Origin of the sequence: Luteibacter sp. 9133, from assembly GCF_000800155.1 — a bacterium.
GTDB lineage: Bacteria > Pseudomonadota > Gammaproteobacteria > Xanthomonadales > Rhodanobacteraceae > Luteibacter > Luteibacter mycovicinus.
Window position 1 is genome coordinate 3,204,715 of the sequence record NZ_JUHO01000001.1, and the last position, 24,724, is coordinate 3,229,438.

At 66.2% G+C, this 24,724-nt stretch carries 28 protein-coding genes; 9 read left to right on the top strand and 19 right to left on the bottom strand.

Annotated features, from left to right (window positions below):
• Positions 1–52: 52 nt before the first annotated feature.
• The 12 genes from flgL to FA87_RS13980 all read right to left on the bottom strand — a co-directional run bounded on the left by flgL (position 53) and on the right by FA87_RS13980 (position 11,451).
• Positions 53–1,249, bottom strand: a complete 1,197-nt coding sequence (flgL, locus tag FA87_RS13925) for a flagellar hook-associated protein FlgL (protein ID WP_043695328.1) — start codon at positions 1,247–1,249, stop codon at positions 53–55.
• 3 nt (positions 1,250–1,252) lie between these two features.
• Positions 1,253–3,124 (bottom strand): flagellar hook-associated protein FlgK, encoded by a 1,872-nt coding sequence (gene flgK / locus FA87_RS13930; protein WP_036111180.1) that lies wholly within the window; start codon positions 3,122–3,124, stop codon positions 1,253–1,255.
• Between the two features lie 36 nt (positions 3,125–3,160).
• Positions 3,161–4,168, bottom strand: a complete 1,008-nt coding sequence (flgJ, locus tag FA87_RS13935) for a flagellar assembly peptidoglycan hydrolase FlgJ (protein WP_090350645.1) — start codon at positions 4,166–4,168, stop codon at positions 3,161–3,163.
• Between the two features lies 1 nt (position 4,169).
• The gene (locus FA87_RS13940; RefSeq protein ID WP_043695331.1) at positions 4,170–5,294 is read right to left on the bottom strand and encodes a flagellar basal body P-ring protein FlgI; all 1,125 of its coding nucleotides are present in this window, start codon (positions 5,292–5,294) and stop codon (positions 4,170–4,172) included.
• Positions 5,294–5,974, bottom strand: coding sequence for a flagellar basal body L-ring protein FlgH (gene flgH / locus FA87_RS13945; protein ID WP_043695334.1), 681 nt, complete (start codon positions 5,972–5,974; stop codon positions 5,294–5,296). The genes FA87_RS13940 and flgH overlap by 1 nt, the downstream gene beginning before the upstream one ends.
• An 8-nt stretch (positions 5,975–5,982) precedes the next feature.
• The gene (gene flgG / locus FA87_RS13950) at positions 5,983–6,768 is read right to left on the bottom strand and encodes a flagellar basal-body rod protein FlgG (protein ID WP_036111173.1); all 786 of its coding nucleotides are present in this window, start codon (positions 6,766–6,768) and stop codon (positions 5,983–5,985) included.
• 62 nt (positions 6,769–6,830) lie between these two features.
• Positions 6,831–7,571: a flagellar basal-body rod protein FlgF gene (flgF, locus tag FA87_RS13955; protein ID WP_043695337.1), complete on the bottom strand. Its 741-nt coding sequence runs from the start codon at positions 7,569–7,571 to the stop codon at positions 6,831–6,833.
• A gap of 57 nt (positions 7,572–7,628) precedes the next feature.
• Positions 7,629–8,852 (bottom strand): flagellar hook protein FlgE, encoded by a 1,224-nt coding sequence (gene flgE, locus FA87_RS13960; RefSeq protein WP_036111170.1) that lies wholly within the window; start codon positions 8,850–8,852, stop codon positions 7,629–7,631.
• A gap of 21 nt (positions 8,853–8,873) precedes the next feature.
• Positions 8,874–9,521: a flagellar hook capping FlgD N-terminal domain-containing protein gene (locus FA87_RS13965; RefSeq protein WP_036111168.1), complete on the bottom strand. Its 648-nt coding sequence runs from the start codon at positions 9,519–9,521 to the stop codon at positions 8,874–8,876.
• Between the two features lie 9 nt (positions 9,522–9,530).
• Positions 9,531–9,944, bottom strand: a complete 414-nt coding sequence (gene flgC, locus FA87_RS13970) for a flagellar basal body rod protein FlgC (protein WP_036111164.1) — start codon at positions 9,942–9,944, stop codon at positions 9,531–9,533.
• Positions 9,941–10,360 carry a flagellar basal body rod protein FlgB gene (gene flgB / locus FA87_RS13975; RefSeq protein WP_036111161.1) on the bottom strand — a complete coding sequence of 140 codons (420 nt, stop codon included), beginning with the start codon at positions 10,358–10,360 and terminating at the stop codon, positions 9,941–9,943. Before flgB ends, flgC begins: the two co-directional genes overlap by 4 nt.
• Positions 10,361–10,533: 173 nt before the next feature.
• Positions 10,534–11,451 (bottom strand): chemotaxis protein, encoded by a 918-nt coding sequence (locus FA87_RS13980; RefSeq protein WP_036117211.1) that lies wholly within the window; start codon positions 11,449–11,451, stop codon positions 10,534–10,536.
• 156 nt (positions 11,452–11,607) lie between these two features.
• On the opposite strand from FA87_RS13980, the gene FA87_RS13985 reads away from it, so the two are divergent.
• From FA87_RS13985 to FA87_RS14005, 5 genes are all read left to right on the top strand, one after another.
• Positions 11,608–12,918: a methyl-accepting chemotaxis protein gene (locus tag FA87_RS13985; protein ID WP_036111160.1), complete on the top strand. Its 1,311-nt coding sequence runs from the start codon at positions 11,608–11,610 to the stop codon at positions 12,916–12,918.
• On the top strand, positions 12,915–13,616 hold the full coding sequence (flgA, locus tag FA87_RS13990) for a flagellar basal body P-ring formation chaperone FlgA (protein ID WP_036111157.1): 702 nt from the start codon (positions 12,915–12,917) through the stop codon (positions 13,614–13,616). The genes FA87_RS13985 and flgA overlap by 4 nt, the downstream gene beginning before the upstream one ends.
• A 102-nt stretch (positions 13,617–13,718) precedes the next feature.
• The gene (flgM, locus tag FA87_RS13995) at positions 13,719–14,033 is read left to right on the top strand and encodes a flagellar biosynthesis anti-sigma factor FlgM (RefSeq protein WP_043695341.1); all 315 of its coding nucleotides are present in this window, start codon (positions 13,719–13,721) and stop codon (positions 14,031–14,033) included.
• Positions 14,030–14,473: a flagellar protein FlgN gene (locus FA87_RS14000; protein WP_036111154.1), complete on the top strand. Its 444-nt coding sequence runs from the start codon at positions 14,030–14,032 to the stop codon at positions 14,471–14,473. Before flgM ends, FA87_RS14000 begins: the two co-directional genes overlap by 4 nt.
• A gap of 53 nt (positions 14,474–14,526) precedes the next feature.
• On the top strand, positions 14,527–15,795 hold the full coding sequence (locus tag FA87_RS14005; RefSeq protein WP_043695344.1) for an HDOD domain-containing protein: 1,269 nt from the start codon (positions 14,527–14,529) through the stop codon (positions 15,793–15,795).
• A gap of 12 nt (positions 15,796–15,807) precedes the next feature.
• Here FA87_RS14005 and FA87_RS14010 read toward each other — a convergent pair whose 3' ends face one another.
• From FA87_RS14010 to rsmD, 7 genes are all read right to left on the bottom strand, one after another.
• A complete protein-coding gene (locus FA87_RS14010) occupies positions 15,808–16,218 on the bottom strand; it encodes an MAPEG family protein (RefSeq protein ID WP_036111149.1) in 411 nt (136 codons plus the stop codon).
• A gap of 16 nt (positions 16,219–16,234) precedes the next feature.
• The gene (locus tag FA87_RS14015) at positions 16,235–17,278 is read right to left on the bottom strand and encodes a TMEM43 family protein (RefSeq protein ID WP_239709103.1); all 1,044 of its coding nucleotides are present in this window, start codon (positions 17,276–17,278) and stop codon (positions 16,235–16,237) included.
• A gap of 37 nt (positions 17,279–17,315) precedes the next feature.
• Positions 17,316–19,016: a gamma-glutamyltransferase gene (gene ggt / locus FA87_RS14020; RefSeq protein WP_043695350.1), complete on the bottom strand. Its 1,701-nt coding sequence runs from the start codon at positions 19,014–19,016 to the stop codon at positions 17,316–17,318.
• Between the two features lie 63 nt (positions 19,017–19,079).
• Positions 19,080–19,337, bottom strand: coding sequence for a YfhL family 4Fe-4S dicluster ferredoxin (locus FA87_RS14025; RefSeq protein ID WP_036111140.1), 258 nt, complete (start codon positions 19,335–19,337; stop codon positions 19,080–19,082).
• A gap of 74 nt (positions 19,338–19,411) precedes the next feature.
• Positions 19,412–19,915 carry a hypothetical protein gene (locus FA87_RS14030; RefSeq protein ID WP_036111138.1) on the bottom strand — a complete coding sequence of 168 codons (504 nt, stop codon included), beginning with the start codon at positions 19,913–19,915 and terminating at the stop codon, positions 19,412–19,414.
• 17 nt (positions 19,916–19,932) lie between these two features.
• Positions 19,933–20,436, bottom strand: coding sequence for a pantetheine-phosphate adenylyltransferase (gene coaD, locus FA87_RS14035; RefSeq protein WP_036111135.1), 504 nt, complete (start codon positions 20,434–20,436; stop codon positions 19,933–19,935).
• Positions 20,437–20,463: 27 nt separating this feature from the next.
• Positions 20,464–21,033: a 16S rRNA (guanine(966)-N(2))-methyltransferase RsmD gene (gene rsmD, locus FA87_RS14040; protein WP_043695353.1), complete on the bottom strand. Its 570-nt coding sequence runs from the start codon at positions 21,031–21,033 to the stop codon at positions 20,464–20,466.
• 64 nt (positions 21,034–21,097) lie between these two features.
• On the opposite strand from rsmD, the gene ftsY reads away from it, so the two are divergent.
• From ftsY to FA87_RS14060, 4 genes are read left to right on the top strand one after another with little or no spacing between them, the layout of a single operon-like run.
• Complete coding sequence (ftsY, locus tag FA87_RS14045; protein ID WP_043695357.1) at positions 21,098–22,249, top strand: signal recognition particle-docking protein FtsY; 1,152 nt, start codon at positions 21,098–21,100, stop codon at positions 22,247–22,249.
• A 29-nt stretch (positions 22,250–22,278) separates the two neighbouring features.
• Positions 22,279–23,343, top strand: coding sequence for a hypothetical protein (locus FA87_RS21215; RefSeq protein WP_043695359.1), 1,065 nt, complete (start codon positions 22,279–22,281; stop codon positions 23,341–23,343).
• Positions 23,340–24,386, top strand: a complete 1,047-nt coding sequence (mutY, locus tag FA87_RS14055; protein WP_036111123.1) for an A/G-specific adenine glycosylase — start codon at positions 23,340–23,342, stop codon at positions 24,384–24,386. Before FA87_RS21215 ends, mutY begins: the two co-directional genes overlap by 4 nt.
• Positions 24,383–24,661: an oxidative damage protection protein gene (locus tag FA87_RS14060; protein ID WP_036111120.1), complete on the top strand. Its 279-nt coding sequence runs from the start codon at positions 24,383–24,385 to the stop codon at positions 24,659–24,661. The genes mutY and FA87_RS14060 overlap by 4 nt, the downstream gene beginning before the upstream one ends.
• The last annotated feature ends 63 nt before the right edge of the window (positions 24,662–24,724 follow it).

The following is a 24,724-nucleotide window of genomic DNA, read 5'->3' on the forward strand; positions in this document are numbered from 1 at the left end:
GCGACCTTGCGGCCGCCTTGAAATGTCGCGAATGCGAACGTCGAGGCGCGTTCTATTTCAGGTAATTGAAGAGCGACAGATTCTGCATCTTCACGTAGGCCTGCTGTGCGGCATCGAGCGCCGTCTGCTGCTGGGTGTATTTACTGGCTGCGCTCGCGTAGTCCAGCTCGGTCAGATCCGACAAGGTGCTGTCATAAGAGAGCTTCACGTCGGAACCGATGTCCGACTGCTGATCGAGCGTGTTCATGCGTGCGCCGATCTTGGTACGCGTATTCAGCAGGCTGGTGGCCGCCTGGTCGAGATTCTGCAGCTGGGCGTTGACCTGGTTGTTCATGGCCGCGCCGCCGCCGGGCGCTTCGAAAGCATTGATGATGCCGGCGATGGTCGAGAACACGTCCTGTGACGATGACGGACCCACGCTGAACGAATCGCCCGCCGCAGGGGTACCGGTGACATTGAGCTGCGCGCCCTTGAAGCTGATCGTGCCGCTGGTACCGGTATACGTGCCGGTCGACAGAGGCGTGCCCGTCGGGTCGGCCGCGTCGTGAATCTCGTAGGTGGTCGCCGAGGTGAAGTTGACGGTGTAATTGCCGCCGTCCCACTGCGTGGCATCCGTGACCGAGGTTCCGCCGACAACGGCGCTACCCGTGTTCGTTGCACCCGCGGTCGTCACGAACGTGCCATTGCCGCCACGGATCGACATGAAGACGTCATCGCCACTGTCGCCCGTCGCAACCTGGAGGCCGGCGGCCGCTGCGACCATCCGCTGGGTCTGGTCGCCACCGTAGCTCACCGACAGGCCGTCGATCGTGAACGGCTGCGTGGTGGTGCGGCTACCGGCGAAGATGTATTCGCCCTGGCCGTCCTTGCTGTTGCCGAGCGCGACAAGCTGATTCAGCGTCTGTCGCAGCTCGGTGGCGATGGACTGGCGGGATTCGTCGGTCTGCGTGCCGTTCACGCCTTCCAGCGTGATGGACCGGATCCGGTCGAGGATATTGCCGGCCGAGGTGAGTGCGGTTTCTTCCGTCGACAGTCGCGTCGTCGCCGAGTTGATGTTGCGCGTGTACTGATCGTTCTGCGTGCTGGCCGAGCTGACGTCGACGGCGCGCGCGGCGGCCGCCGGATTGTCGGACGGTGTCTGGATGGCCTTGCCGTTGCCCAGGGCAAGCTGGGTCTGCGACAGCTGATACTGGCGGTCCAGCATCTGGTTGACCGCTTGCTGTGCACCCCATGAAGTCGAAATACGCATGAGTTATCCGTGTACCGCGCTCAGGAGGGACTGAAAGATGGTGTTCGCCGTGGTGATGACCTGGGCGGATGCCGAGTAGGCCTGCTGAAAACGCAACAGATTGGCCGCTTCTTCATCCATGTTCACACCGGACAGGCTTTGCTGCGCCGCCGTGGCCTGGTCGAGGATGCTCTGCTGCGCATCGAGTGCCGTGTTGGCCTGCGCGCCCGCCGTACCCACTTGCGCGATCAGCTGGCTGTACGACTTGCCCACCGTGGTCACACCGTTGTCGAGCACGCCCTTGCTGGCCACGTTGGCCAGCGCCAGCGCATTTCCGTTGTCACCGCTGGCGGTGCCGGCGGGTTTCACGGTGAATGTGTCGTTAGCGGCCGGCACGCCGGAAAGCTTTAATGTCCAGCCGTTGCCGGTGATGGTGTCGCCATCGGCGTAGGTATTCGGACCCACCCCATTGATCGTGTAGGTCGTCGGGGACGTGAAGACGATGCTGGCCGGCGTATTGAAAGCGGGATCGGCCACGTTGGTGACGGTAAGGCCGCCCAGCGTGGCCTTACCCGTGTTCGCCGAGCCCTTCGTGGCCGCCAGCGGACCCGACGCGGCGATCTTGTTGGTATCGCTGATCGCAACGCTCATGGACGATGCCGCGTTGCGCGTCGCCTGGATCTGGAACGAGTCGCCCGCCACCGCGCCCGCGCTCACCACCATGGACAGACCGCCGACCTTGAACGGGTCCGTGGCGGTGCCCGTACCGGTCATCGGTACGGTGACACCGGCCGTGGTCGTCGCGCTCCAGTTCGTGCCATCGAAGCGCATGACGTAGTCGGATGCATCGAGCCTGGAGACGTCGGACACCGTGGCCGCGATCGAACCCGTGCCTTTGTTGGCCGTGCTGTTGAACACGGCGGGGTTGGCGATAGTGAAGAAGTTTCCGCCCGCGTCGCCGTTGAGGTCGATACCCTGTGCGTGCTGCTGATTGAACGCGTCCGTCATCGCGATCGCGGCGCGACCCAGCTGGTTGCGTGCCGGATCGAGCACGTTGGTGCGGAAATCGAACGTCGCGCCGAGCGAACCCGATCCCAGCTGGCTGCTGATGACCGAGCCACCGGGGCCGGTCACTTCGAGCCGGGACGAATCGTACTGATTGGGGGCCGTCGAAAGCTTCGCCGAATCGGTGCCATTGACGAGCGAAAGGCCATTGCCCACCGTGACGGTGACCATGTGATTGTCGTTCTGGGTGACGTTGACGCCGACCAGCTGCGAAAGCTGCGAGATCGCCTGATCGCGCGAGTCGAGCAGGTCGTTCGGCACCGCCCCGCCCGCGTAACCCTGCTGGATCTGTCCGTTGAGGTCGGAGATCGTCTTGGTCAGCGCATTGATCGAATCGACCGCGGTGCTGATCTGCGTGTTGGTGGACTGGTCCAGCTGCTGAAACTGCGATGACAGCGACTTGAAGGTCGACACCAGCGTACTGGCCTTGCCCAGCAGGGCCTGACGACTGGCGGTATCCACGGGAGCGTTGGCCACGTCGCTGACCGCCCCGAAGAAACCGTCGAGCGCCGTCTGCAGATTGGCCGACCCGCTCACGATGTTATTCACCGACGCCGTCAGCGTGGCGTACTGCGACGCGCGCGACTGTCCCGAGTTGGCCGACCACATCGACTGCGTGAGGAACTGACTGTACGCCCGCTGCACGCTGACCGCATCGGCACCCTGACCGACGTAGTAGCCGCCGTTGTATTCAGGCGTGCGCGCATTGAACGTCGTCGTCTGCCGCGTATACCCCGCGGTGTTGACGTTGCTGATGTTGTGTCCGACGGTGGACAGACCCACTTGCGAGGCAAGCAGACCCGAGACACCTGTAGAGAGCAGATCGGCCATCGTTACGTTCCTTCTGTCCTTTCGTCAGCCCGTGGATTACAGGTCGGCCGCGACGCGTTCGAGCGCGGCCAGCGCCTGTTTCATCACCGGACCATTGGCGATGTCGGCCAGCTTCTGTGCGTAGCTGGGATCGGTGGCGTAACCACCGTTGACCAGCGCCTTGGCGAAACCCTTCACGTCATCACCGCGACCCACCGCATCCGCGTAGCGTGGGCTACTCGCGACCATGTCGGCGTAGTCCTTGAACGAGTCGGACGGTGAGTCATAAGCGCGGAAGCTGTCCTTCTTGCGCACGGCGACCCCGTTTTCGTATTCGAGAGTCGGTACGTTGACGCGCTTGCCGTCCCAGCTGCTGCCGGCCTTGATGCCGAACATGTTGAAACTGGTGGTGCTGCCCTGCGCCGGCATGTGCTTGCCCCAGCCGGTCTCCAGTGCCGCCTGAGCGAGCAACGCGCGCACCGAGACGCCAAGCTTCTTCGCTGCTTCGATCGCGTGCGGCGCCAGCTTCTGGACGAATTCCTCAGGGGAGGAGATCGACAGCTTGCCGACCGCGCTCGCCACGGCATTGGCGCCGTCACCGACGGCCTGCCCGGCGCGACCGAGCATGCGCTCGAGCGAATCCATCAGCCCGCTGTCCTGGTCCGACTTGGACGAGACCGCGTCTACCGTACTCGCATCGCCCGTGACGCCGGCGAAGAGGCCGTTGCCGGACGAAGCGCCCTGCGCCGACGACGCGCCGCCAAGCTGGCGGATGAGCATATCGGCGATGCCGATACCCTTGCCCTGCGACAACGTCACGGAGAGCTGTTTGTCGAACATGTCGCGGTAGGCGTTCGACGCCTGCGAACCCATGATGTCGTCACCCATGGCGGCGCTGGCGTCACGCATGGACTTCAGCATCATCTGCGTGAAGATCGATTCGAACTGCTTGGCGACGGCGGGAAGGGCGGACGCCTGGTCCTTTTGCGCGGCCGAACGCAGGCCGGCGAACCCGGACATGTCCGTGTAGGTGCCAAGCTTCTGGTTGTCGACCGCGGTCACCATGTCAGATCACCACCAGTTCGGCGCGCAGGGCGCCCGACTGCTTCAGCGCCTGCAGAATGGAGATCAGGTCGCTCGGAGAGGCGCCCACCTGGTTTACGGCGCGCACGATGGCGTCGAGGCTGGTGCCCGGACCGAACTTGAACATGTGGCCGCCCTCTTCGCTCACGGCGACCTGGCTGCTCGGCACGACGGCCGTCTGGCCGCGGCTGAACGCGCCCGGCTGACTCACCTGCGGCTGCTCGCTGATCGTGACCTGGATCGCGCCGTGTGCCACCGCGGCGGCGCCGACCTTGACGTCGGAACCGATCACCACGGTGCCGGTGCGCGAGTTGACGATGATGCGTGCCGGGGCATCGCCCGGCGTGACATCCAGTGCCTGGATGGTCGACAGCCAGGCCACACGCTGGGACGGGTCGAGCGGCGCGCGGACCGCTACCGAGCCGGAATCCAGGGCGTTGGCCGTGCCGGCGCCGAAGTTCTGGTTGACGGCCTGCGCGATACGGTTGGCCGTCGTGAAATCGGCGGTGTTGAGGTTGAGCATCAGATCGCCGCCCTTGTCGAACGACGTCGCGACGCTGCGCTCGATGCTCGCGCCGCCAGGGATGCGGCCGCTCGAGGAAATATTCACCTGCACGCTCGAACCGCTCTTACCCTGCGCGCTGACACCACCGACGATGACGCTGCCCTGGGCGATGGCGTAGACCTGCCCGTCCGCACCCTTGAGCGGCGACATCAGCAACTCGCCACCGCGAATGCTCTTGGCATTGGCGATCGAGGCGACCGTCACGTCGATGCGCTGACCCGGCTTCGCGAACGGCGGAATCTCGGCGGTGATCGTGACCGCGGCCGCGTTCTTCAGCTGCGGACGCACGTTGGCCGGCACGTTGACGCCGAACTGCTGAAGCATGTTCTCCAGGCTCTGCGTGGTGAACGGTGCCTGGCTGGTCTGGTCACCGCTGCCGTCGAGACCGACGACCAGGCCGTAACCGATCAGCTGGTTGCTGCGGACACCGCCGACCTGCGCGAGGTCGCGGATGCGATCCGCGTGCGCCGGAAGGACGGCGGCGACCGCGAAGACGGCCACGGCGGCGTGAAAAAGAGTGCGAAAACGAAGCGAGACGTTCATCAGAACGGCATCCACTTGGAATCGAAGAAGCGCGAGAGCCAGCCACGCGTGTTCGAATCCGCGAGCGTACCCTTGCCCACGTACTCGATGCGCGCGTCGGCGACGCGGCTCGAGGCGACGATGTTGTCGTTACCGATATCCTGCGGACGGACGATGCCCGAGATGCGGACCAGCTCGTCGCCCTGGTTGATCGTCAGCCATTTTTCGCCACGCACCACCAGCGCACCGTTGGACAGGCGCTGCGCGACGGTGACGGTGATCTCGCCGGAAAGCTGATTGCTCTGCTGGCTCGAACCGTCGCCGTCGAAAGCGTTGTTGCTGGCCAGCGAGCTGTCGGCGGTCTTTCCGCCGATGCGCAGGCCCTGACCGAGCACCGTGGGCGAGGTGATGGTGTTGCCGTTCTTCTTGCTGGTGCTGGTCGCCGCTTTCTTGCTGGCCTGGGTCGACTCGACCAGGGTGATCGTCAAAATGTCGCCGACGCGATGCGCGCGCGGGTCCGCGAAGAGCTCCAGCGACTGCTGATCGGCATAGAGCGACCCGGTGGCGCGCGCCTGCTGCGTCGGTTCTTCCGGCAGCGTGGCGGTATACATCGGCCTGGGCGTAGGCGGCACCATCGCGCAACCGTTGAGGAGCGCGAACGGCAGCACAGCGAGAACAGCACGGGCGTAAATGCGATTCATGACGTGTCTCAGGTCTTGTTGGTGATGGTCTGGAGCATCTGATCGGACGCCGTGATCGCCTTCGAATTCATCTCGTAGGCGCGCTGCGTTTCGATCATGTTGACCATTTCCTCGACCACGTTGACGTTCGACGTTTCGAGGCTGTTCTGGTTGAGGGTGCCGAGACCGTTGAGGCCGGCGGTGCCCGTCTGCGGAGCGCCGCTCGAGGCGGTCTCCAGGTAAAGGTTGTCGCCCTTCGGCTGGAGGCCGGCGGGATTGACGAAGTCGGCCAGCTGGATCGTGCCGACGTTCTGCGCGGCGGCCGAACCCTGCACGGTAACGCTGACGGTGCCATCGGTACCGATGGTGACCGTCGACGCGTTGGCGGGAATGGTGATCGACGGTTCCAGCGGGTAGCCGTCGTTGGTGACCATCTGGCCATCCTGGTCACGCTTGAGCGAGCCGTCACGCGTGTAGCCGACGGTGCCGTCCGGCATGGTCACCTGGAGGAAGCCGCGACCGTCGATGCGCACATCGAGCGGATTGTCGGTCTGCTGCACGCCGCCCTGCTCGAACATCTTCTGCGTGCCGACCACGCGGACGCCGGTACCCATCATGAAGCCGGTGGGCGACTGCGTCTGCTCGGTGGTCTGGGCGCCCGCCTGCCCACGGTTCTGGTAGGACAGGTCCTCGAACTCGGCGCGGGCGCGTTTGAAGCCCGTGGTGTTCGTGTTGGCCAGGTTGTTCGAGACGACGTCCATGCGCGTCTGCTGCGCATCGAGGCCGGTCTTGGCGATCCAGAGGGACGTGAACATCGTTGACTCCTGCGCGTTGGCGCTTTACGAGCCCGCGACGGTTTTGCGTCGCGCGGCGGTGGTTATCCCACCTGTAGCAATTTCGATGCCGACTGGGCGTTTTCGTCCGCGGCTTTGATCGAACGGACCTGCATTTCGAATTCGCGGGACAGCGAAATCATCTTCACGAGCACGTCGGAAGGGTTGACGTTGCTGGATTCCAGGGTGCCGTTGACCACTTTCACGTCCGCGTCGGCCGGCGCCTGGGATCCGTCTTTCATGTGCATCAGACCGTCGCTGGCATACGTCAGCTGGTCGTTGCCGGGGTTGACCAGCTTGATCCGGTCGGTGGTGGCCACGGTGGCCGGACTTTCACCCAGCGGAACGGTGGAAATCGTGCCGTCCTCGCCGATCTTCACGCTGGTCGACTGCGGGATCGTGATCGGACCGCCGCCGCCGAGCACGGCATTGCCACGCATGTCCGTCAACAAACCGTCGGCGTCGACGCGCAGGTTACCGGCACGCGTGTAGCCTTCGGTGCCGTCGGGAGTCTGCACCGCGATCCAGCCGTCACCCTGCACGGAGATATCGAGGTCGTTGCCGGTATGCATCTGCTGACCGGACGTCGTGTCCCAGCCGGTCCCCTGCGCGACACCGTTGATACGCGTCTGCAGGCCGTCGCCCTGAACCGGCATGCTCTGAAACGCCGACAGCTCGGCCTTGAAGCCGGCCGTGTTGGCGTTGGCGAGGTTGTGTGCCACTTCGGCCTGCGCCCGCATGATCTGCGAGGCGCCGGTCATGGCGACATATACGGAACGGTCCATGGCTTCGGTCCTTAGCGGCCGGTCGCGGGTGCGGCCCGAGCCGCACCCGCGTCAGGCTTAGTTGCGGATGTTGATGATCGTCTGGGTCAGCGTGTTGTCGGTCGAGATGACCTGCGCGTTGGCCTGGTAGTTACGCTGCGCCTTGATCATGTTGACCAGCTGGGCGGTGAGGTCGGCCGTGTTGGACGCCTCCAGCGAGCCGGCCTGCACCGTGCCGACCTCACCCGAGCCCGCCACGCCACGGATCGGCTGACCCGAATCCGTCGAGGCCACCCAGTTGGTGTCGTTCTGCTGGCGCAGACCCTGGTTGTTGGCGAACGTCGCGATGGCCAGCTGCCCCAGCGGCGTCGACACGCCGTTGGTGTAGACCGCCGACACCGTGCCGTCCGTCGAGACGTCGATCTTGGAGAACTTACCGGCTGCAAAGCCGTCATTGGTCACGGCCGAGGTGGTGTACGAGTCGCCGAACTGGGTCACCTTGGTCATGTCGACCGTGAGGTTGATCGGCGCGGCGCCGGGGTTGGGCGACGCGGCACCGAAGTTGAGCTTGCCGTTGGCCGGCGTGGTGAGCGAGCCGCCCGAGCTGAACACCATCTGCTGAGCGGTACCCACCTGGGTGCCGTCCACCGTCATGTACGCGTTCCACGTATTGGGATTGGTCGCGTCCTTGGCGTAGTAGACGTTGGTGGTGTGCGTGGCACCCAGCGAGTCGTACGACTGGAAGGTCGACACGTAGTTGTAGCTCTGGTCGTTGGTCGGATCGAAGGCGACCGTCTTGGCCGTGTCCGACGAGGACAGGTTGGCGGTCAGGCCGATCGTGCCGCTGGCCTTGGCCGCGCTGGTACCCGTGCTGATCTTCAGGTCCTTCAGGGCGCTGATGTCGAAGCCGCCGGTCGCGGTCGGCGGGTACACCTGCAGGTTCTGACCGGTCGCGTTGACGATGTTTCCGTTGTCGTCGGGGTGAAAGTTGCCGGCGCGCGAGTACGAATAACCCGAAGAATCACGCAAGGTGAAGAAGCCCGCGCCGCTGAGGGCGAAGTCGTAGGAGTTACCGGTCTGGGTGACGTTGCCGTCGCCGAACTGCTGCGCGATGTTGGTCAGGCGGACGCCGCTGCCAGCCGCCGTGGCGGACAGGTTTTCACCGGCCACGGAATACACCTGCGAGAACTCGGCGCGCGAGCCCTTGAAGCCGACCGTGTTGACGTTGGCGATGTTGTTGGCGGTGACTTCCAGGTCGGAAGACGCCGCGTTGATGCCGCTGAGGGCGATATCGAAAGGCATGGGTGTGTTTCCTCGCTGGAATTACATGATTTGCGCGATCTGGCTCAGCAGGGCGCCGCCGTAGCCGGCCACCTGCACATAGGTTCCGTCCGTGCCCGAGGCACCGACGCCTTCCACCTTTCCGCGAACGAACGTATCGATCGCGTTGCCGCCGGAAGTAGCGGTCATCTGGTAGACACCGTCGGTCAGCTGCGTGCCGTCGTCGGATTTACCGTCCCAGGAAAACTTGGTGAGGCCCGCATCGGGCTGGCCCAGGGAAATCGTGCGGACAACGTTGCCGGAGGCGTCCTTGATCTGCACGTTGACGTAGGTGCCGGAAGTACCGACGTTGACGGCGCCATCCATCTCGCTGTTGGTCAGCTGTCCCGCGGTGGACGGCACGAGCACCTCCTGGCCGACCAGACTGGCGGCACGGACGAACTGATCGCCGGTGAGGTTGGTCGCCAGCGTGTCGAACGAGCTCTGCAGCTCCTGCGTCGCGGCCACCTGAGAAAACTGCGCCATCTGCGCCACCATCTGGGTGGAATCCATCGGCTTGGTCGGGTCCTGGTTGGTCATCTGGGTGACCATGAGTTTCAGGAAATCCGACTGGCTGAGGGTCTGTTCCTTCAGCTGGCTGCTGGAAGACGTCGAGGACGTGGAACTGGTAGTGCTGACGGAAGCGACCATGGGAGTGCCTTATTTGCCGAGGTCCAGCGTCTTCTGCATGAGCTGCTTGGCGCTGTTCATGACTTCGACGTTGTTCTGGTAGGAGCGCGACGCGGAGATCATGTTGACCAGCTCGTCGACCGGATTGACGTTGCTCGAATAGACGTAGCCGTTCGTGTCGGCGAGCGGATTGGCCGGCTCGTAACGCGACTGGATCGGTGCCTGGCTCTCGGTCACGCCGAGCGCGCGAACACCGCCGTTTTCCATCTGGCCGTCCACCTGCTGCTGCACGGCCGCGAAGGTCGGCTGCCTGGCGCGGTAGGCGGTGGCCTCGCTGCTGGACAGGCTGTCCGCGTTGGCCATGTTGCTGGCGGTGGTGTTCAGTCGCGCGGACTGCGCGGCCATGCCGGAACCGGCGACGTCGAAAATCTTCAGGAGACTCATGAGGCGGTCCCGGTGATGGCGAGGCGCATGGTGTGGATCTGCGCGTTGATGAAGCTGAGCGATGCCTGGTAATGGATCGCGTTGGCGGCGAACTGCGACTGCTCGACCTGGGTGTCGACGGTGTTGCCATCCATGGTCGGCTGGGTCTCGGCGCGGTAGGCCAGCTTGTTGGCCTGGTCGAGCGCCACGGCGGGGTTGCCGCCGATGTGACCGTCTTCGGTCGACGCCATCTGCAAGGTGTGGCCATCGGTGGCCCCGGTCGCGGCGGTCATCGCTTTCTTGAAATCGAGGTCGCGGGCGAGGAAGCCCGGGGTGTCGGCGTTGGCGAGGTTGGATGAAATGACCTCGGCACGGCGCTGCCACAGGCCAAGGGCCTGGGCGTGTACGCCGAACAGCTTGTCGGATGAATCGATCATGGGCTCGTCCCCTCTCGTGACCTTGGCCCGAGGGGTTGAGCAAGAGCCGTGCCACGGCTGGGGACTAACGACGAAACGGCGCCGCAGCGCCGTTTGCAAGGTCTTGCGATGATCCCCAAGCCGCCAGCGCCGGAATTCCGACGCGCCTGCCGGGGTGCCGCGTCAGGGCGACGTCAGGCCGGGAGCAGCTCGAGCACCGCCGTAGCAAGCACGTCGGGCTGGAACTTGGCGATGAACCGGTCGGCGCCTACGCGCTCGACCATCGCCTCGTTGAACACACCGCTCAGCGAGCTGTGCAGCAGGACCTTGTGATGACGCAGGCCGGCCTCTTCACGGATGGCACGCGTCAACGCGTAACCGTCCATCAGCGGCATCTCGATATCGGACACGACCAGGGCGACCCGGTCGGCGACCGGACCTGCCGCGAGTTCGCGCAGCTTTTCCAGGCCTTCCTTGCCGTCTTTGGCCACGACACATTCCAGGTCCATCTTGCGGAACAGGTCGACGATCTGCGTGCGGGCGACCAGCGAGTCGTCCACCACGAGGACACGGCGACTGCCGGCGTGCTGGACATGGGCGGCCTGCTGCACGCGGTCGGACAGCTCCACCGCCCGGGGATCCACATGGGCCAGCACCTGCTCGACGTCGACCACGGCGAGCAGGTCGCCGTCGAGACGCGTCACGGCGTTGACCCGCGCCCCATAGCCGAGCGCCGGCGGCGGCGCGGCCATATTCGTGCCGTCGACGTGGACGATCCGATCCACGTCGGATACCAGGAAACCCTGCACGGAGCGGTTGAACTCGGTCACGATGAGGTGCGCGCTGTCCACGGTGGCCAGCGGCGGGTAGCCCATGGCGGCGGCCAGGTCGATCACGGGGATGGTGCTGCCCCGGTAGTCGAAGCTGCCCGACACCAGCGCGTGCATGCTGGGCATACGCTCCAGACGCGGCCGGCGGAGCACCTCACGTACCTTGAAGACATTGATGCCGAACGCCTGGCGGTCGCCGAGACGGAACAGCAGCATGGCCACGCGGTTGTGTCCCGCCAGGCGGGTGAAGGTTTCCACGGTGTCGAGCAACGGGCGGGCCATGTCGTGCCTGGGCATCTGCATAAGGTGTCGCGGAACGTATCGGCGCGGTCACCCATACCTTGAGGTACCCGACTGGCACACGGATTGCTTGGCTCAAGAACGACGGCTCCTGGACGATTACTAGGGGCGACCATCCGAACAAGCGAAAGCGAAATCATGACCCTCCTCTGGAGCCAGCACGTACGCCTTCTCGCCAGCGCCGCCGCCACCGGTGACGCCGCACGAGTCCGCGCCCTCTCCGCGCAGTACCCGGCGGCCGCCAGCGCCCTGGGCGCACTGCTCAAGCCTGCGGAGGCGCCGCGCACCGCACCGGCGACGACGATCCAGGCCATCGAGCAGCAAGGCATGGTCCTGACCAATGCGCAGGCGCTCGGCGTCAGCCTGCAGGAACTGGTCGGCAACCTCGAAGGCGCGCGCGATACCGCCGGTCGATTGACGGAAGCCAGCGCCAGGATCTCGACGGCGATCGACCATGCCCACGGCAGCGTCACCGGCATGGCGGAATCCGGCAGTCAGGGCCAGGCGACCGCGGGCGACCTCGACGGCCAGCTGCGCCTCCTGCGCAGCGCCCTCTCGGGCATGAGCCGCAACCACGCTCAGTTCTCCGAATATTTCACGGCGATCCGCAAGCTCACCGCGGCCGTGCAGGACATCGCCCATCAGACCAATCTCGTCGCGCTCAACGCCGCGATCGAAGCCGCGCGCGCCGGCGAAGCCGGTCGCGGTTTCGCCGTCGTCGCCGACGAAGTGAAGCAGCTGGCCGAGAAGACCACCCAGGCCACCGCGGAAATCGACCAGGTCACGCAGACGGTCGGTGAATTCTCGGGCCAGCTCGACGACGCCGTGCAGAACAGCCTGCGTCGCCTCGACCAGACCCAGTCCGGCATCGCCGGTATGCAGGCATCGCTGGGTCGCGTGGATGACGCCGTGCGCGGCGCCCGCGGCAGCCTCGACGCGGCACGCGAAGGCATGACCGCGCTGGCCGGTCGGATCACCGCGATCCAGACCACGCAGACCTCGCTCGGCCGCATCGGCAATGAATCGCGCCGCCAGGCCGATGCCGCCGCGCGCGCCGCCGTGCTCGCTCACCGCCTCAGCCTGGCGCGCCTGGAGACCGAGGGCGCGCTCGACGCGGCCAGCCTCAGCCAGATGATCCGCGAAGCTTGCCAGGGCCTGCGCTACGCCGTCGAACTGGCGTCGCGCGATCCGGCCAGCCTCGATCGCCGCTGGCTCGACACGACGCCACTCATGCGCTGCATCGACCAGTTCCGCGAACGCCGCCCCGATGCGGCCGCCGACGGTATCCGCGCGGCGGGCGAGCGTTTCACCGCGCTGGCCTCGACGTATGCCATCACCCTTGGCGAAGGCCGTCACGCCGACGCCAGCCACATGGTCCCTGGGCTCAACAAGGAACTCGACGCCGTCACGCAGGGCCTCTCGGCGTCCCTCGCGGAGCGCGCTGCATGATTCACCGGTTCGTCGCTGGCGGACTCGCCCTCGCGGCCCTGCTCGGCTGCCCGCTTCCGGCGGCGGCCACGCAGTCCGTCGACGGGGTGCGCGACGCCGCGGTGAACTGGTTGCGGGCGAACCGCGCCCCGCCGGGCTCCCGCATGGTGCTCGAGGCCGTGCCGCTCGACAGCCGCCTGAAGCTGGCCGACTGTGCCGCGCCACTCGATGCGTCGTTGCCGGGTAACCGGGCTCTGGGCGCGCGCGTCAGCGTGACGGTCCATTGCCCCATGCCGGGGGGCTGGACGGTGCGGGTACCGGTCAAGGTCCAGCTCTTCGCGCCCGTGCTGGTCACCAGCCGGCCGCTGACTCGCGGCGACGGCCTCGGCCCCGCGGATGTCCACACGGAAGAACGCGACGTCGCCACCCTCGCCTACGGCTACATCGCCGCCCTGGACCAGGTCGGAGGCCGTGCGCTGGCCCGGCCGCTCAACGCAGGTACCGTACTCACCCCAGGCATGCTCGCCGGGCGACAGGCCGTGCGCATCGGCGATGCCGTGAGCATGGAAGCCAGCGTCGACGGCGTGGTCATCCGTGCGGACGGGGTGGCCATGGGCGCCGGTGACATGGGATCACGCCTCAAGGTCCGCAATGCGTCTTCCGGGAAGGTGCTGGACGCCGTGGTACGCGGGCCGGGGGTCGTCGCGGTGCTTCCGTGAACGAAATACCAATCGCGTCACATTTCTGGCGCCGCGCCAGTTAAAGTTCCCCGATGGACCGCCGATAAGGATTCTGAAGGACATCAGATCCGAGGAAAGATCATGACCACGACCATCAAGCCCGGTATTCCGAACCAGCAGCCGCCGGTGCAGCTTCGCACCCAGAACGCGGCCGCCGGCTCGACCGCCTCGACGCAGACCGCCAGCCCGGTCCGCGCCAGCGACGACAGCGTCAATATCACCGACTCGGCCAAGGCGCTCGACGCCGCCAGCCGCGCCGACGATCCTGGCCGCGCCGCGAAGCTCGAGAAGCTGCGTGCGGACATCGAGTCCGGTACCTACAAGCCGGACTCGCAGGCGATCGCCAGCAAATTTCTTTCGATGGAAAGCCAGATCGGAGGCGCAGGCAGCGCATGACCGCGGCATCCGCCTCCGACTTCGACGCGGCGCTCGGCGCCGTCATGGGCGACCTCGCCCGTGACGTCGATGCGCTGCACGCCAGCCTGATCGACGAGCGCATGGCGCTCGATCAGGCGAACATGCCCGCACTGGAAGTCGCAGGCCGGACCAAGAGCAGGCTGCTCGATCGCATCGAGAAACTCGATGTCGAGCGCCGTCAGCTCAGCGATGCCGCGGGCGTCGACAGCCTGCAGGACGAACGCTGGTCGCCGACCATCGAGCGCCTGCTCGAATGCCGTCGGCTCAACGACGTCAACGGGCGCATCGTGGCGCAGCGCATGAATCATGTGCGTCACGCGCTCTCGCTCCTTTCGGGCGATGCGCCGGGCGGCTCCACTTACGGACCGAACGGCGTTTCAAAAGTAAGACTCCGTTCCGGGACGCTTGCACAGGTCTGACGCAACGGAACACGCGATACTGCAGGCTCACCCAGACGGCGTAAGAGAAAGCAATGGCAGCATCCCCCCAGCCGACAGCGGTGAACGACGACGGCATCCTCCCCATCGTCCGCGTCCCCATCCTCGACAAGAAACAGTCGCTGTTCGCTTACGAACTGATTTTTCCGCGGCCGGTCGGTACCGATATCGAAGCGGCCGCCGTGGCGCATACGCAGGCCACGCTCAGCGCGATCGCGGATGGCAGCCTCAAGCGCCTCGTGCGCGACAACCGTGCCTTCCTGCACATGTCGCGCGAGCTGCTGCTCGAACATGCCGACATCCTGCGTCACAACGCACGCCTGGGCGCGAGCATCAGCGCCGACGTGGGCAGCGACGAACAACTGCTGATCAAGCTGCGTGAGCTCAAGAGCCACGGCTGCCTGTTCATGCTCGAAGACTTCAACCTCCCCGCCGATCCGGAACACCGCGCCGGCGTCGACGCCTTGCTGCGCATCGTCCAGTTCGCCAAGGTCGCCGTCGATCATCGCCATCCGGTCGCCGCCCGCGCGCACATGGACTACGTCCAGGCGTTCGGGGTCAAAGTCATCGTCACCGGCATCGATACCCACGAAACCTTCGTGGATTACGCCGATCAGGACGTCGACGGCTTCCAGGGTAAATACCTGCTCCGCCCCGAGCGCGTCGACATGCCGCGACTCACCCCCAGCAAACTCGGCGTGCTGCGCCTGATGGGCGCGCTGCAGGATCCGGAAAACGGCCCCGTCGAGCTCGGCAAGATCGTCCGCGACGACGCCATCCTCAGCTACAAGCTGCTGGGTTGCGTGAATTCCGCTTATTTCGCCCTGCCCCGCCAGCTGAAGTCGGTGGAACAGGCCGCGGTGTTCTTCGGCGTCAACCGCATGCGCAACTGGATCTTCACCATGGCCGTATCGGGCATGGATGAGCGTCCGCCGGAGCTGCTGCGTCTTGCGCTGGTCCGTGCGCACATGTGCGAGAAGCTTGCGCGCAGCATCAAGCCGGAGTTGCAGGAGATGGCGTTCACCGCCGGCCTGTTCTCGCTACTGGACACGCTGATGAACGTGTCGATGGCGTACGTGCTCGAGCATCTGCCCCTGGCTATCGAAATCCGCGAAGCGCTGCTCGACGGAACCGGTCCGTTCGCCGGCATCCTGGATCAGGTGCGCCACTGGGAACAGGGCGAAGTGGAAAGCGATAACGCGCTGCACGACCAGCACATGGCGACCATGGCCACGATGTACGTCGAAGCCACGAGCTGGGCCGATCACGTCTACGCCTTCGCCGATGGGTCCGCCGCGGCCTGAGCCAGCCCGCCCTCAGACCAGCGAGGGCGCGATCACGTGAATCACCACGTATTGCCAGATGAGCATCGCCGCCATCGCGGCGATCACCAGCAAGGTCAGCCCGGCGCCGAAAAGACGCCCGGGCGATGTCCCGGGTGTCTTCGACAGCCCGATCGCATGCAGCACGCGCGCGATCACCAGCACGATGCCGAACACGTGTAGCAGCATCGGCAACGTCTGGTTGAGTTCCAGTATCAGCAGCAGGATCAACGCGATCGGCACGTACTCCGTCGCGTTGCCGTGTGCCCGCGCGGCGCAGGCCACGGCACGGTTGCCGCCGTCGCCCAGTCCGATGCTCGTACGACGACGTAAGAGCATCACGCGCGCGCCGAGGAAGATCATCAGCAGCGCGACCAGGGCCGCATATAGTCCAGTAATACGCATGGCGCGATTTCCCGCTTCAGTTCGATGCCGATGAAGTTCGTTGCTGCACGCGCCAGATGGCCAGGCCTGCCCCCAGCACAGCGACGAGCAACCATACGCTTGCCGCCATCGCGTCGCCAGCCATCCACATCACCCCGGCGACCGCCGCGATGATGACCGCGCCGGTGCCGGCGGCGAAGAGAACGTCGCGCCGCAGGCGGCTGGTCCAGGCGAGCAAAAGCGCACCCAGCGAAGCGGCAAGGAACGCCGCGATGCGCACCGGCAACACCGCGCCCGGAGGTTCGGGGAGCGCGGGCATGACGTCCAGCAAGCTACGGTCGCCTACCTGCACATCGAAACCGGCGTCGCCCTCGCGCGCGGGCGTGCCCGGCACCAGCGTGTCGCCCTCGATCCGGGCAAGTACGGTCATCGCCTGCAACGGCACGGCCTGCCATGTGATGCGGAGGTCGCCCAGTCGCGGATTGGACGGCTTCGCACTGGTCACCAGCGCGTCGCCGACACGCTGGAAGGTCGCCGCGAAATTGGAGGGCAACGCTTTTTCGTCCGGCGTGACGTCGACCTGCCCCGGGAACGCGCGCAGGATGGGTGCCGACAGCTTGAAGTTACCGAGCTTGACCTCGCCGGCCTCGAACTGCCGCCCCTGGATCGGAAACGCACCCGGGTTCACGTGGCCCGCGGGCCTGGCGAAATTCGTCGCATCGATCGGCCGGTCGACCCAGTCCACCTCATAGTGCGTGTTGCCGCCCACGGTGATCTCGCGCCACTGGTACATCTCGACATGGCGAATGAGGACGGGCGATTCGGCGCGGACGTTGAATTCGCGGTCGCGCGGCGCATCCATGATCTTCGGCATGCCACTGACGCGGGTCAGCGCACCGAACTGGCCCGCCGCGGGCCGGCCTTCGGCGCCGAGATCGAGCACAGGTGAGCCACCGTGACGCGCAAGGGCGGCGCCGTAATCCATCACACGGCGCTCGTTCCAGGCGATCAGGCCGAGCCCGACCAGAAGCAGGACCGCACCGGACAGACGCGTTCCCCAGGCCATCCCGGTGTGTTTCACTTTTTGCTTCGACCTCATCCTGCCCCCGTAACGCAACTTACTGCACCTTGCCGAGACCGGACGGACGACGCGGATCGCTGGCGGCGTCAAGCTTACCGGTACGGTGATCCCAGGTGACGACGTTCATGAAACCCCACGGCGAGCGATTCTTCAACACGTGGCCCATGTCGGTCAGCGCCCTGGCCGTGGCATCGTCGAAGACGCCGGCTTCCACGTCGACGCGGTCCGGCAGGTACTGGTGGTGGTAACGCTTCTGCGCGGTGATTTCCGAGGCGCTCTTGCCATCGATAAAGGCGAGGATGCCCTCGAGGACCTGCGTGATGATGGTCGAACCACCCGGCGAACCGAGCACCGCCGTGCGATCCGCACCGAACACGAAGCTCGGCGACATCGATGAAAGCATGCGCTTGCCCGGCTCCGGCGCATTGGCCAGCGCCCCACGCAGGCCAAACGCATTCGGCTGTCCCGGCACCAGGGCGAAGTCATCCATCTCGTCGTTGAGCACGACGCCGGTACCCTTCGCCACGAAGGCCGAACCGAACTCGAGGTTCACCGTCAGGGTGGACGCCACCATGTTGCCGTCCGCGTCGATCACCGAGAAATGCGTGGTGTGCATGCCCGGCTCGGGCGCCATCGAGGTGGGCAGCAGATCCGACGGGGTGGCCTTGTCGGGCGAGATCGTCGCGCGCAGGCCGTCCGCGTAGTACTTCGACAGAAGCATGTCGAGCGGCATCTTCACGAAGTCCGGGTCACCCAGGTATTCGTTGTGATCGCGGAACGCCCGACGCATGGCCTCGATGGTGAGATGCGTCGAATGAGCCAGGTCCGCCTTGCTCAGGTCGAAGCCGGAGAGGATGTTCAGCACCTCGGCGATCGCGACACCTCCCGACGACGGCGGCGGCGCGGTCACGATGCGGTAGCCCTTGTAGTCGACGCTGAGCGGCTCGCGCTCCTTGACCTTGTAGGCGTCCAGATCGGCGGCGGTCCAGTTGCCGCCGGCGGCACGCGATGCCGAAACCATCAGCTTCGCGGTCTCGCCTTTGTAAAAGCCGTCGTGACCCCTGGCGGCGATGCGTTCCAGCGTCTTCGCCAGGTCGGGCTGGCGCAGCGTCCAGCCGGGAGAGGGGACCTTGCCGCCGGGCAGGAAGATGGCCGACGAGGCGGGATAGCGCGCCAGCACGTCCTTGCGATCCTCGATGGTGCCGAGAAACCGCGAATCGGGCTGAAAGCCCTCTTTCGCGATGCGGATGGCAGGCGCCAGCGATACCGACAAAGGCAGTTTGCCGTAATGCTCCGCCATCCAGACGATACCGGCGGGCTCGCCGGGAATGCCGGACGAGAGCGGGCCGTTGGTCGACGTGTCGCGGTTGGGCTTGCCGTCCTTGCCGACGTAGACCTTCATGTCGACGGCCTTCGGCGCGGTTTCGCGCGCGTCGATGAAGACATCGCGGTTGTCCGATGCACGATGCAGCAGGGCCATGAAGCCACCGCCGATGCCTGAACTCTGCTGCTCGACCACGGCGAGCGTGGACGACACGGCCACCGCGGCGTCGAAGGCGTTACCGCCCTTGCCCAGGACCTCGAAGCCCGCGTTGGTCGCCATGAAATTGGCACTGGCGATGGCGGCGTGTCCGGGGCCACCGGGAGCGGCCGGGGCGTTCTGCGCGTTGAGCGCGCCGGCACTGAAGACAACGACAAGGCTCGCGGCGAGCACGCGCCACGACGGGGCATGGACCATGAAATTTCTCCGGGTGGGAATATCGCTACCCGCGAGATTAACCCATGGACGCGCGCGGGGCGCTTACGAGGCCGCGCGGGCCATCAGATGCTCGTACTTCAGCATCAGCTGATCGTGCGTTTCCACGCGGTCGGGATCGTGCGGGATGCACTCCACCGGGCAGACCTCCACGCACTGCGGGTTGTCGAAATGGCCGACACACTCGGTGCAGAGGGCGGGATCGATCACGTAGTACTGCTCGCCGAGCGAAATGGCCTTGTTCGGGCACACCGGTTCGCAGACGTCGCAGTTGACGCAGGTGTCGAGGATGATCAGGGACATGCGCGCATTTTAGCGCGTTTACGAGAAGGGCGCCCTGAGGCGCCCTTCGTTTACGCGATTCGCGTCCGAAACGATTACATCGCGACGAAGCGGACCGTGGCGCCGGTCGGCGTCAGGGCGTCGGTGACGCGCTGCTGGTCGGCCTGGTCGCCGATGAACAGGATGATCACGCCCTTGAACGAACCCGCGTTGGCGCTCTTGAAGGCTTCGACGATGAGGTCGGCGGTCTTGGCCGACTCCGGGCCACCGAAGACGAGCATGTTGCCCGGCGTGACGCCGCGGGCGACGGTGCCCTGCACGTTCTCGAGCTGACGCGCGCGACCGTCCTGGCCGTTCTGGTCGTCACCGGCCGGAACGAAGTACGGGAACGGACGGTCAGCCGTCATGCCCTGCATGTTCTTCCGCACGATCTGGCCGAAATACTGGCTCCAGGCCTTGGTGTCGGTCGGGTTGGACGGCTTGGCGACGGCAGCTTCCTGAGTCGTGGCGGCCTGATCGGCATCTTCGGACTTGTTGCAGGCCGAGAGGGCCAGGGCGGCGGTCAGGGCCACGGACGCGGCGAGGACGAACTTACGCATGATGATCACCTTTGATTTCAAGAGTTGCGCCAGCGTTGGCGCATGGCCTGCTGCACCGCCGGATGCACGAAGCCGGAGATATCGCCACCCAGGCGACCGATTTCACGCACGAGCGAGGAAGAGATAAAGCTGTATTGCTCCGCCGGGGTCAGGAACAGCGTCTCGGCCTGAGGAATCAGGTGACGGTTCATGCTGGCGAGCTGGAATTCGTATTCGAAGTCCGACACGGCGCGCAGGCCGCGAAGGATCACACCCGCGCCGATTTCCGTCACGAAGTGGGCGAGCAGGCAGTCGAAACCGCGCACTTCCACGTTCGGCAGGTCGGCCAGCGCCAGACGGGCCAGCGCGATGCGCTCGCCCAGGCTGAAACCGGGGCCCTTGTTACGACTCTCCGCCACCGCGACCACGATCCGGTCGAACAGCGGCGCGGCACGCGACACGAGGTCGGCGTGACCGTTCGTGATGGGATCGAACGTGCCCGGATAAACGGCAAGTCGGGGATTGGCCGGCGGATGAGTCATGGACACTGGGGTCAGGGAAAACGCGGGCTAGCTTAGCGGATCGGCCGGGGCGCGGCGATAGAGGGTGTACGTCACCTCTCCCGCCTGTCCCTGCCGGTGCGCGAGCCAGGTCGGGGGCAAGGTGAAGACCGCGCCACGCGGCGACTCCACGTAGATCCAGGCCGTCGGCGTCAGCCAGCCCCCGCTTTCGAGCTGTGCGGCGATCCCGGCCCAGGCATCCAGCGCGAAAGGCGGATCGAGAAAAACCAGATCGAACGGCTTGCCGGACCCATTCAGCCAGCGAGCCGCGTCATCGCCGACCACCTCTCCGTCGGTCTTCAGCCGCGACAGGTTCGCCTTGAGCGCCGCCGCCAGCCGGGGCTCCCGCTCGACGAAGGTGACGCTGCCCGCGCCGCGCGACAGGGCCTCGATGCCGAGGGCACCGGTGCCGGCGAAGGCGTCGAGGCAGCGGGAGCCCGCCACCACCGGCTGCAGCCAGTTGAACAGGGTTTCCCGCACGCGCTCGGCCGTGGGCCGCAGCCCCGGCAGATCGGGCACGTCGAGCCGGGAGTTGCGCAGGTTTCCGCCGATGACGCGGATGCGGCCGGAGGCGGTCATCGCTCAGCGGCCAGTGTGGGCGGGAGTGCTAGCATTCGCCTATTGTCTTTGAATCCCTCCCGCAATGCTCAAGTTCTGGAAGAAGAAGCCCGCCGAACCGGCGACGACCGAGGCCCCGGCAACGGACGAGCGCATCGATCGCGCCGCCGACCCCGCCGCCACCGACCTGGGCAGCCTGGTCGCCGAGGCACTGGCGGAAACGGTAGCCCCCGAGCCCGAGGCTCCCGAGGTCGAGCCCGAGGCGGAAGACACCCTCGTGGCCGAGGCCGCGCATGAGGCCACACCCGCGCCCGAGGCGTCCGCAAAGCGCAGCTGGCGCGACCGGCTGTCCGGCAGTGGCTTCGCCAGGAGTCTGGGCGCGCTGTTTGTCCGCCACCCCAAGCTCGACGACGATCTGCTCGACGAGCTGGAAACCGCCCTGATCACCGCCGATGTCGGCGTCGAAGCCAGCACCCAGCTGGTCGAGGGCCTGCGCAAACGCATGCACAAGCGCGAGTTCGCCGACGCCGGCGCGATGCTCAAGGTGCTGCGCGACGAACTGGTCGCGCTGCTCAAGCCGGTGGAAAAGCCGCTCGACGTCTCGACGCACAGCCCGTTCGTCATCCTCACCGTCGGCATCAACGGTGTGGGCAAGACCACGACCATCGGCAAGCTCGCGCGCCGCTACGTCGACGAAGGCCGCGGCGTAATGCTCGCGGCGGGCGACACCTTCCGCGCCGCCGCCGTCGAACAGCTGAAAACCTGGGGCGAGCGCAACAAGGTCCCGGTCGTCTCGCAGGGCCAGGACGCCGACTCCGCCAGCGTCATCTTCGATGCCCTGCAGGCGGCGCGCTCGCGCGGCACGCAGGTGCTTATCGCCGACACCGCCGGTCGTCTGCACACGCAGGGCGGGCTGATGGATGAACTGGGCAAGATCGTCCGCGTTATGAAGAAGCTCGACGCCGCTGCGCCACATGAAGTCCTCATGGTGATCGACGGCACCACCGGTCAGAACGCCATCAGCCAGCTCCGCCAGTTCCGCGATACGGCGGGTGTCACGGGACTCGTGGTGACCAAGCTCGACGGCACGGCCAAGGGCGGCGTGATGTTCGCTCTCGCCCGCGAGTTTAACTTGCCGATCCGCTACGTCGGACTGGGCGAAACCGCGACCGATCTGCGCGTGTTCGACGCCGCCGCTTTCGTGGACGGCCTGCTCCCTGCCAACCTTGGCGGCTGAGTGACGCGCATGCCTGACAGGTCGCTGCCGTGAACCGGCGACTACGCATCGGATTGCTCGCCGTCGGCGGGCTGCTCATGGGCATCCTCGTCGCGGCACTGGTCGCCACTTATGTGGTTCTGCAGCCGGAGCGGTTCACGGCGATGCTGCAATCGCGTGCCGAGGAGGCGGGTCTCGACCTCGGGCTGGCCAGCCCGGCCAGTCCGACGCTCTGGCCCAAGCCGGCGCTCGAGCTCGAGGGACTGACCTTGCGCGCCCGTGGCTCGGGCACACCTCTGATCGTCGCTTCGCGCGGCAAGCTGGTACTGCCGTGGCGCACGTTGCTCGGTCAGGACACCACGGTGTCGCGACTCGAAGTGGAAGGCGCGCGCATCGACATGGACGCCGTGTCCGCGTATATCGACACGCTCCCCTCGCGACCGTCGACCGCGGGCGCGATCCTGCCGGGTATCGACGCGGGGTTCCGCGTCACCCGTGGCACCCTGACCCGGGGCAACCGTCTTCTCCTGTCCAACGTGGACATCGATGCGGGCCGCCTGGCCGATGGCCGTGTGTTCGACCTCAGACTCGCGGCATCGTCCAGCGAAAAGCCGTACTCGATGACGCTTCGCACGCGCCCGGTCCTTTCGCGTGGCGTGCTCACGCTCAACGAGCTCACGCTCGATCTCGCCAGCCAGGATCGCTTCGCCGCGAGCCTGCGCGGCGAAGCCACCTGGCGCGGCGGTGCGGACGTCGGTGCCTCACTGGCCGGGCGCATGACACGGCACGATGCGTCGCCTTTCGACGTGGTCCTCAACGTCACACCCGCGAATCAGCAGGATCCCCTGTTCGTCGCGCTGAAGCTCGACGGTCCGACCGACCATGCCGACCTGCGTGTGCCACCGCTGGCCGTAGCCGAATGGTGGAGCGGCATCAACGCGGGCGGCGCACCGACGCTTCCGCCCCTGCTTGGCAGCGTCGACGCGGCGGCCATCGACACCGACAGCGTGCACATCAAGGGCTTGCGTATCCGCGCGACGCCGGACGTCACGCCGGCAACCGCGCCAGCGTCAGCGAGCACCGCTTCGCGCCCGGCCACCGGGCTCACGCCGTGAATCCGTTCGCCCGTGAACTGCTGCGCTGGTACGACCACCACGGGCGCAAGGACCTGCCCTGGCAGCATCCGCGCGATGCCTACCGCGTGTGGCTGTCCGAGATCATGCTGCAGCAGACCCAGGTGATCACCGTCATCGGTTACTTCCAGCGGTTCGTCGAGCGGCTGCCTACGCTGACCTCACTTGCCGAAGCCGACGAGGACACCGTCCTCGCACTCTGGTCGGGGCTCGGCTACTACCGGCGAGCACGGTTTCTGCACCGTGCCGCGCAGCTGTGCGTCGAACGTCACGCCGGTGAGCTGCCGCGCGATCTCGATGCGCTGATCGCCCTGCCCGGCATCGGCCGCTCCACCGCCGGCGCGATCCTGGCGCAGGCCTATGGGCTGCGCTTCCCCATCCTCGATGGCAACGTCAAGCGCGTGCTGACCCGCTATCACGGCATCGCCGGGCACCCGGGCGAAAGCGCGGTCGAGAAGCGCCTGTGGATTCATGCGGATGAGCACACACCGGCGACCCGTACCGCCGACTACACGCAGGCGATCATGGATCTCGGCGCCACCGTCTGTGTGCGCAGCAAGCCGGCCTGCATGCTCTGCCCGCAGGCGGCCACCTGCGTCGCGCATCGTGACGGACTGACCGCCGTACTGCCCACCGCCAAGCCCGGCAAAAAGGTACCCACGCGCGCCCTAGCGATGCTGTTGTTGCGCGACGCGCAGGGCCGGGTGCTGCTGGAGAAGCGTGGCCCGCAGGGCGTGTGGTCCGGCCTGTGGAGTCTGCCCGAGGCACCCGATGTTGACGCCGCACCCACGGTCGCGCTCAGTCTGGCACGCGTCGGCTCCGCCGATCCCCTGCCCGCCTTTACCCACGTCTTCAGCCACTACCGGCTGGACGTTTCGCCCATCCTGTTCGACCATGCGGCCCCGCTGACGGCCGTCGCAGATCGCGACGATCAGCGCTGGTGCGCACGCGACGAGCTCACCACGCTCGGCCTGCCGGCGCCCGTCCGCACGCTGCTCGACAACCTTCCGGAGATATCCCCATGACGCGCATGGTCCACTGCGTAAAGCTCGGCCGCGACGCCGAAGGCCTCGACTTCGCCCCCTGGCCCGGCGACCTGGGCAAACGCGTCTACGACAGCGTCTCGAAAGAAGCGTGGGCCCAGTGGCTGTCCCACCAGACCATGCTGATCAACGAGATGCGCCTGTCGCCCCTCGACCCGAAGACGCGCACGTTCCTCAGCGGCGAAATGGAGAAGTATTTCTTCGGCGGCGATGTGGTTCAGCCCGCCGGTTACGTCCCGCCTGAACAAGAGGCTTGACGCCGGAGCCCGCACCCGATTTAATACGCGGCTCCACTCGCCGCAACGATCGTTGCAGGCACC

What these genes read in the sequence shown, in the direction of transcription:
- FA87_RS13965 (WP_036111168.1), bottom strand. Translation starts at nt 9,521, where the DNA reads ATGGTCGCTTCCGTCAGCACTACCAGTTCCACGTCCTCGACGTCTTCC.
- flgM (WP_043695341.1), top strand. Translation starts at nt 13,719, where the DNA reads ATGACCACGACCATCAAGCCCGGTATTCCGAACCAGCAGCCGCCGGTG.
- flgJ (WP_090350645.1), bottom strand. Translation starts at nt 4,168, where the DNA reads ATGGTGACCGCGGTCGACAACCAGAAGCTTGGCACCTACACGGACATG.
- ftsY (WP_043695357.1), top strand. Translation starts at nt 21,098, where the DNA reads ATGCTCAAGTTCTGGAAGAAGAAGCCCGCCGAACCGGCGACGACCGAG.
- rsmD (WP_043695353.1), bottom strand. Translation starts at nt 21,033, where the DNA reads ATGACCGCCTCCGGCCGCATCCGCGTCATCGGCGGAAACCTGCGCAAC.
- flgE (WP_036111170.1), bottom strand. Translation starts at nt 8,852, where the DNA reads ATGCCTTTCGATATCGCCCTCAGCGGCATCAACGCGGCGTCTTCCGAC.
- FA87_RS14025 (WP_036111140.1), bottom strand. Translation starts at nt 19,337, where the DNA reads ATGTCCCTGATCATCCTCGACACCTGCGTCAACTGCGACGTCTGCGAA.
- flgF (WP_043695337.1), bottom strand. Translation starts at nt 7,571, where the DNA reads ATGGACCGTTCCGTATATGTCGCCATGACCGGCGCCTCGCAGATCATG.
- flgL (WP_043695328.1), bottom strand. Translation starts at nt 1,249, where the DNA reads ATGCGTATTTCGACTTCATGGGGTGCACAGCAAGCGGTCAACCAGATG.
- flgH (WP_043695334.1), bottom strand. Translation starts at nt 5,974, where the DNA reads ATGAATCGCATTTACGCCCGTGCTGTTCTCGCTGTGCTGCCGTTCGCG.
- FA87_RS14030 (WP_036111138.1), bottom strand. Translation starts at nt 19,915, where the DNA reads ATGCGTAAGTTCGTCCTCGCCGCGTCCGTGGCCCTGACCGCCGCCCTG.
- FA87_RS13940 (WP_043695331.1), bottom strand. Translation starts at nt 5,294, where the DNA reads ATGAACGTCTCGCTTCGTTTTCGCACTCTTTTTCACGCCGCCGTGGCC.
- flgC (WP_036111164.1), bottom strand. Translation starts at nt 9,944, where the DNA reads ATGAGTCTCCTGAAGATTTTCGACGTCGCCGGTTCCGGCATGGCCGCG.
- ggt (WP_043695350.1), bottom strand. Translation starts at nt 19,016, where the DNA reads ATGGTCCATGCCCCGTCGTGGCGCGTGCTCGCCGCGAGCCTTGTCGTT.
- FA87_RS14005 (WP_043695344.1), top strand. Translation starts at nt 14,527, where the DNA reads ATGGCAGCATCCCCCCAGCCGACAGCGGTGAACGACGACGGCATCCTC.
- FA87_RS14000 (WP_036111154.1), top strand. Translation starts at nt 14,030, where the DNA reads ATGACCGCGGCATCCGCCTCCGACTTCGACGCGGCGCTCGGCGCCGTC.
- flgA (WP_036111157.1), top strand. Translation starts at nt 12,915, where the DNA reads ATGATTCACCGGTTCGTCGCTGGCGGACTCGCCCTCGCGGCCCTGCTC.
- flgK (WP_036111180.1), bottom strand. Translation starts at nt 3,124, where the DNA reads ATGGCCGATCTGCTCTCTACAGGTGTCTCGGGTCTGCTTGCCTCGCAA.
- coaD (WP_036111135.1), bottom strand. Translation starts at nt 20,436, where the DNA reads ATGACTCATCCGCCGGCCAATCCCCGACTTGCCGTTTATCCGGGCACG.
- FA87_RS14060 (WP_036111120.1), top strand. Translation starts at nt 24,383, where the DNA reads ATGACGCGCATGGTCCACTGCGTAAAGCTCGGCCGCGACGCCGAAGGC.
- FA87_RS13985 (WP_036111160.1), top strand. Translation starts at nt 11,608, where the DNA reads ATGACCCTCCTCTGGAGCCAGCACGTACGCCTTCTCGCCAGCGCCGCC.
- FA87_RS14010 (WP_036111149.1), bottom strand. Translation starts at nt 16,218, where the DNA reads ATGCGTATTACTGGACTATATGCGGCCCTGGTCGCGCTGCTGATGATC.
- flgG (WP_036111173.1), bottom strand. Translation starts at nt 6,768, where the DNA reads ATGTTCACGTCCCTCTGGATCGCCAAGACCGGCCTCGATGCGCAGCAG.
- FA87_RS13980 (WP_036117211.1), bottom strand. Translation starts at nt 11,451, where the DNA reads ATGGCCCGCCCGTTGCTCGACACCGTGGAAACCTTCACCCGCCTGGCG.
- flgB (WP_036111161.1), bottom strand. Translation starts at nt 10,360, where the DNA reads ATGATCGATTCATCCGACAAGCTGTTCGGCGTACACGCCCAGGCCCTT.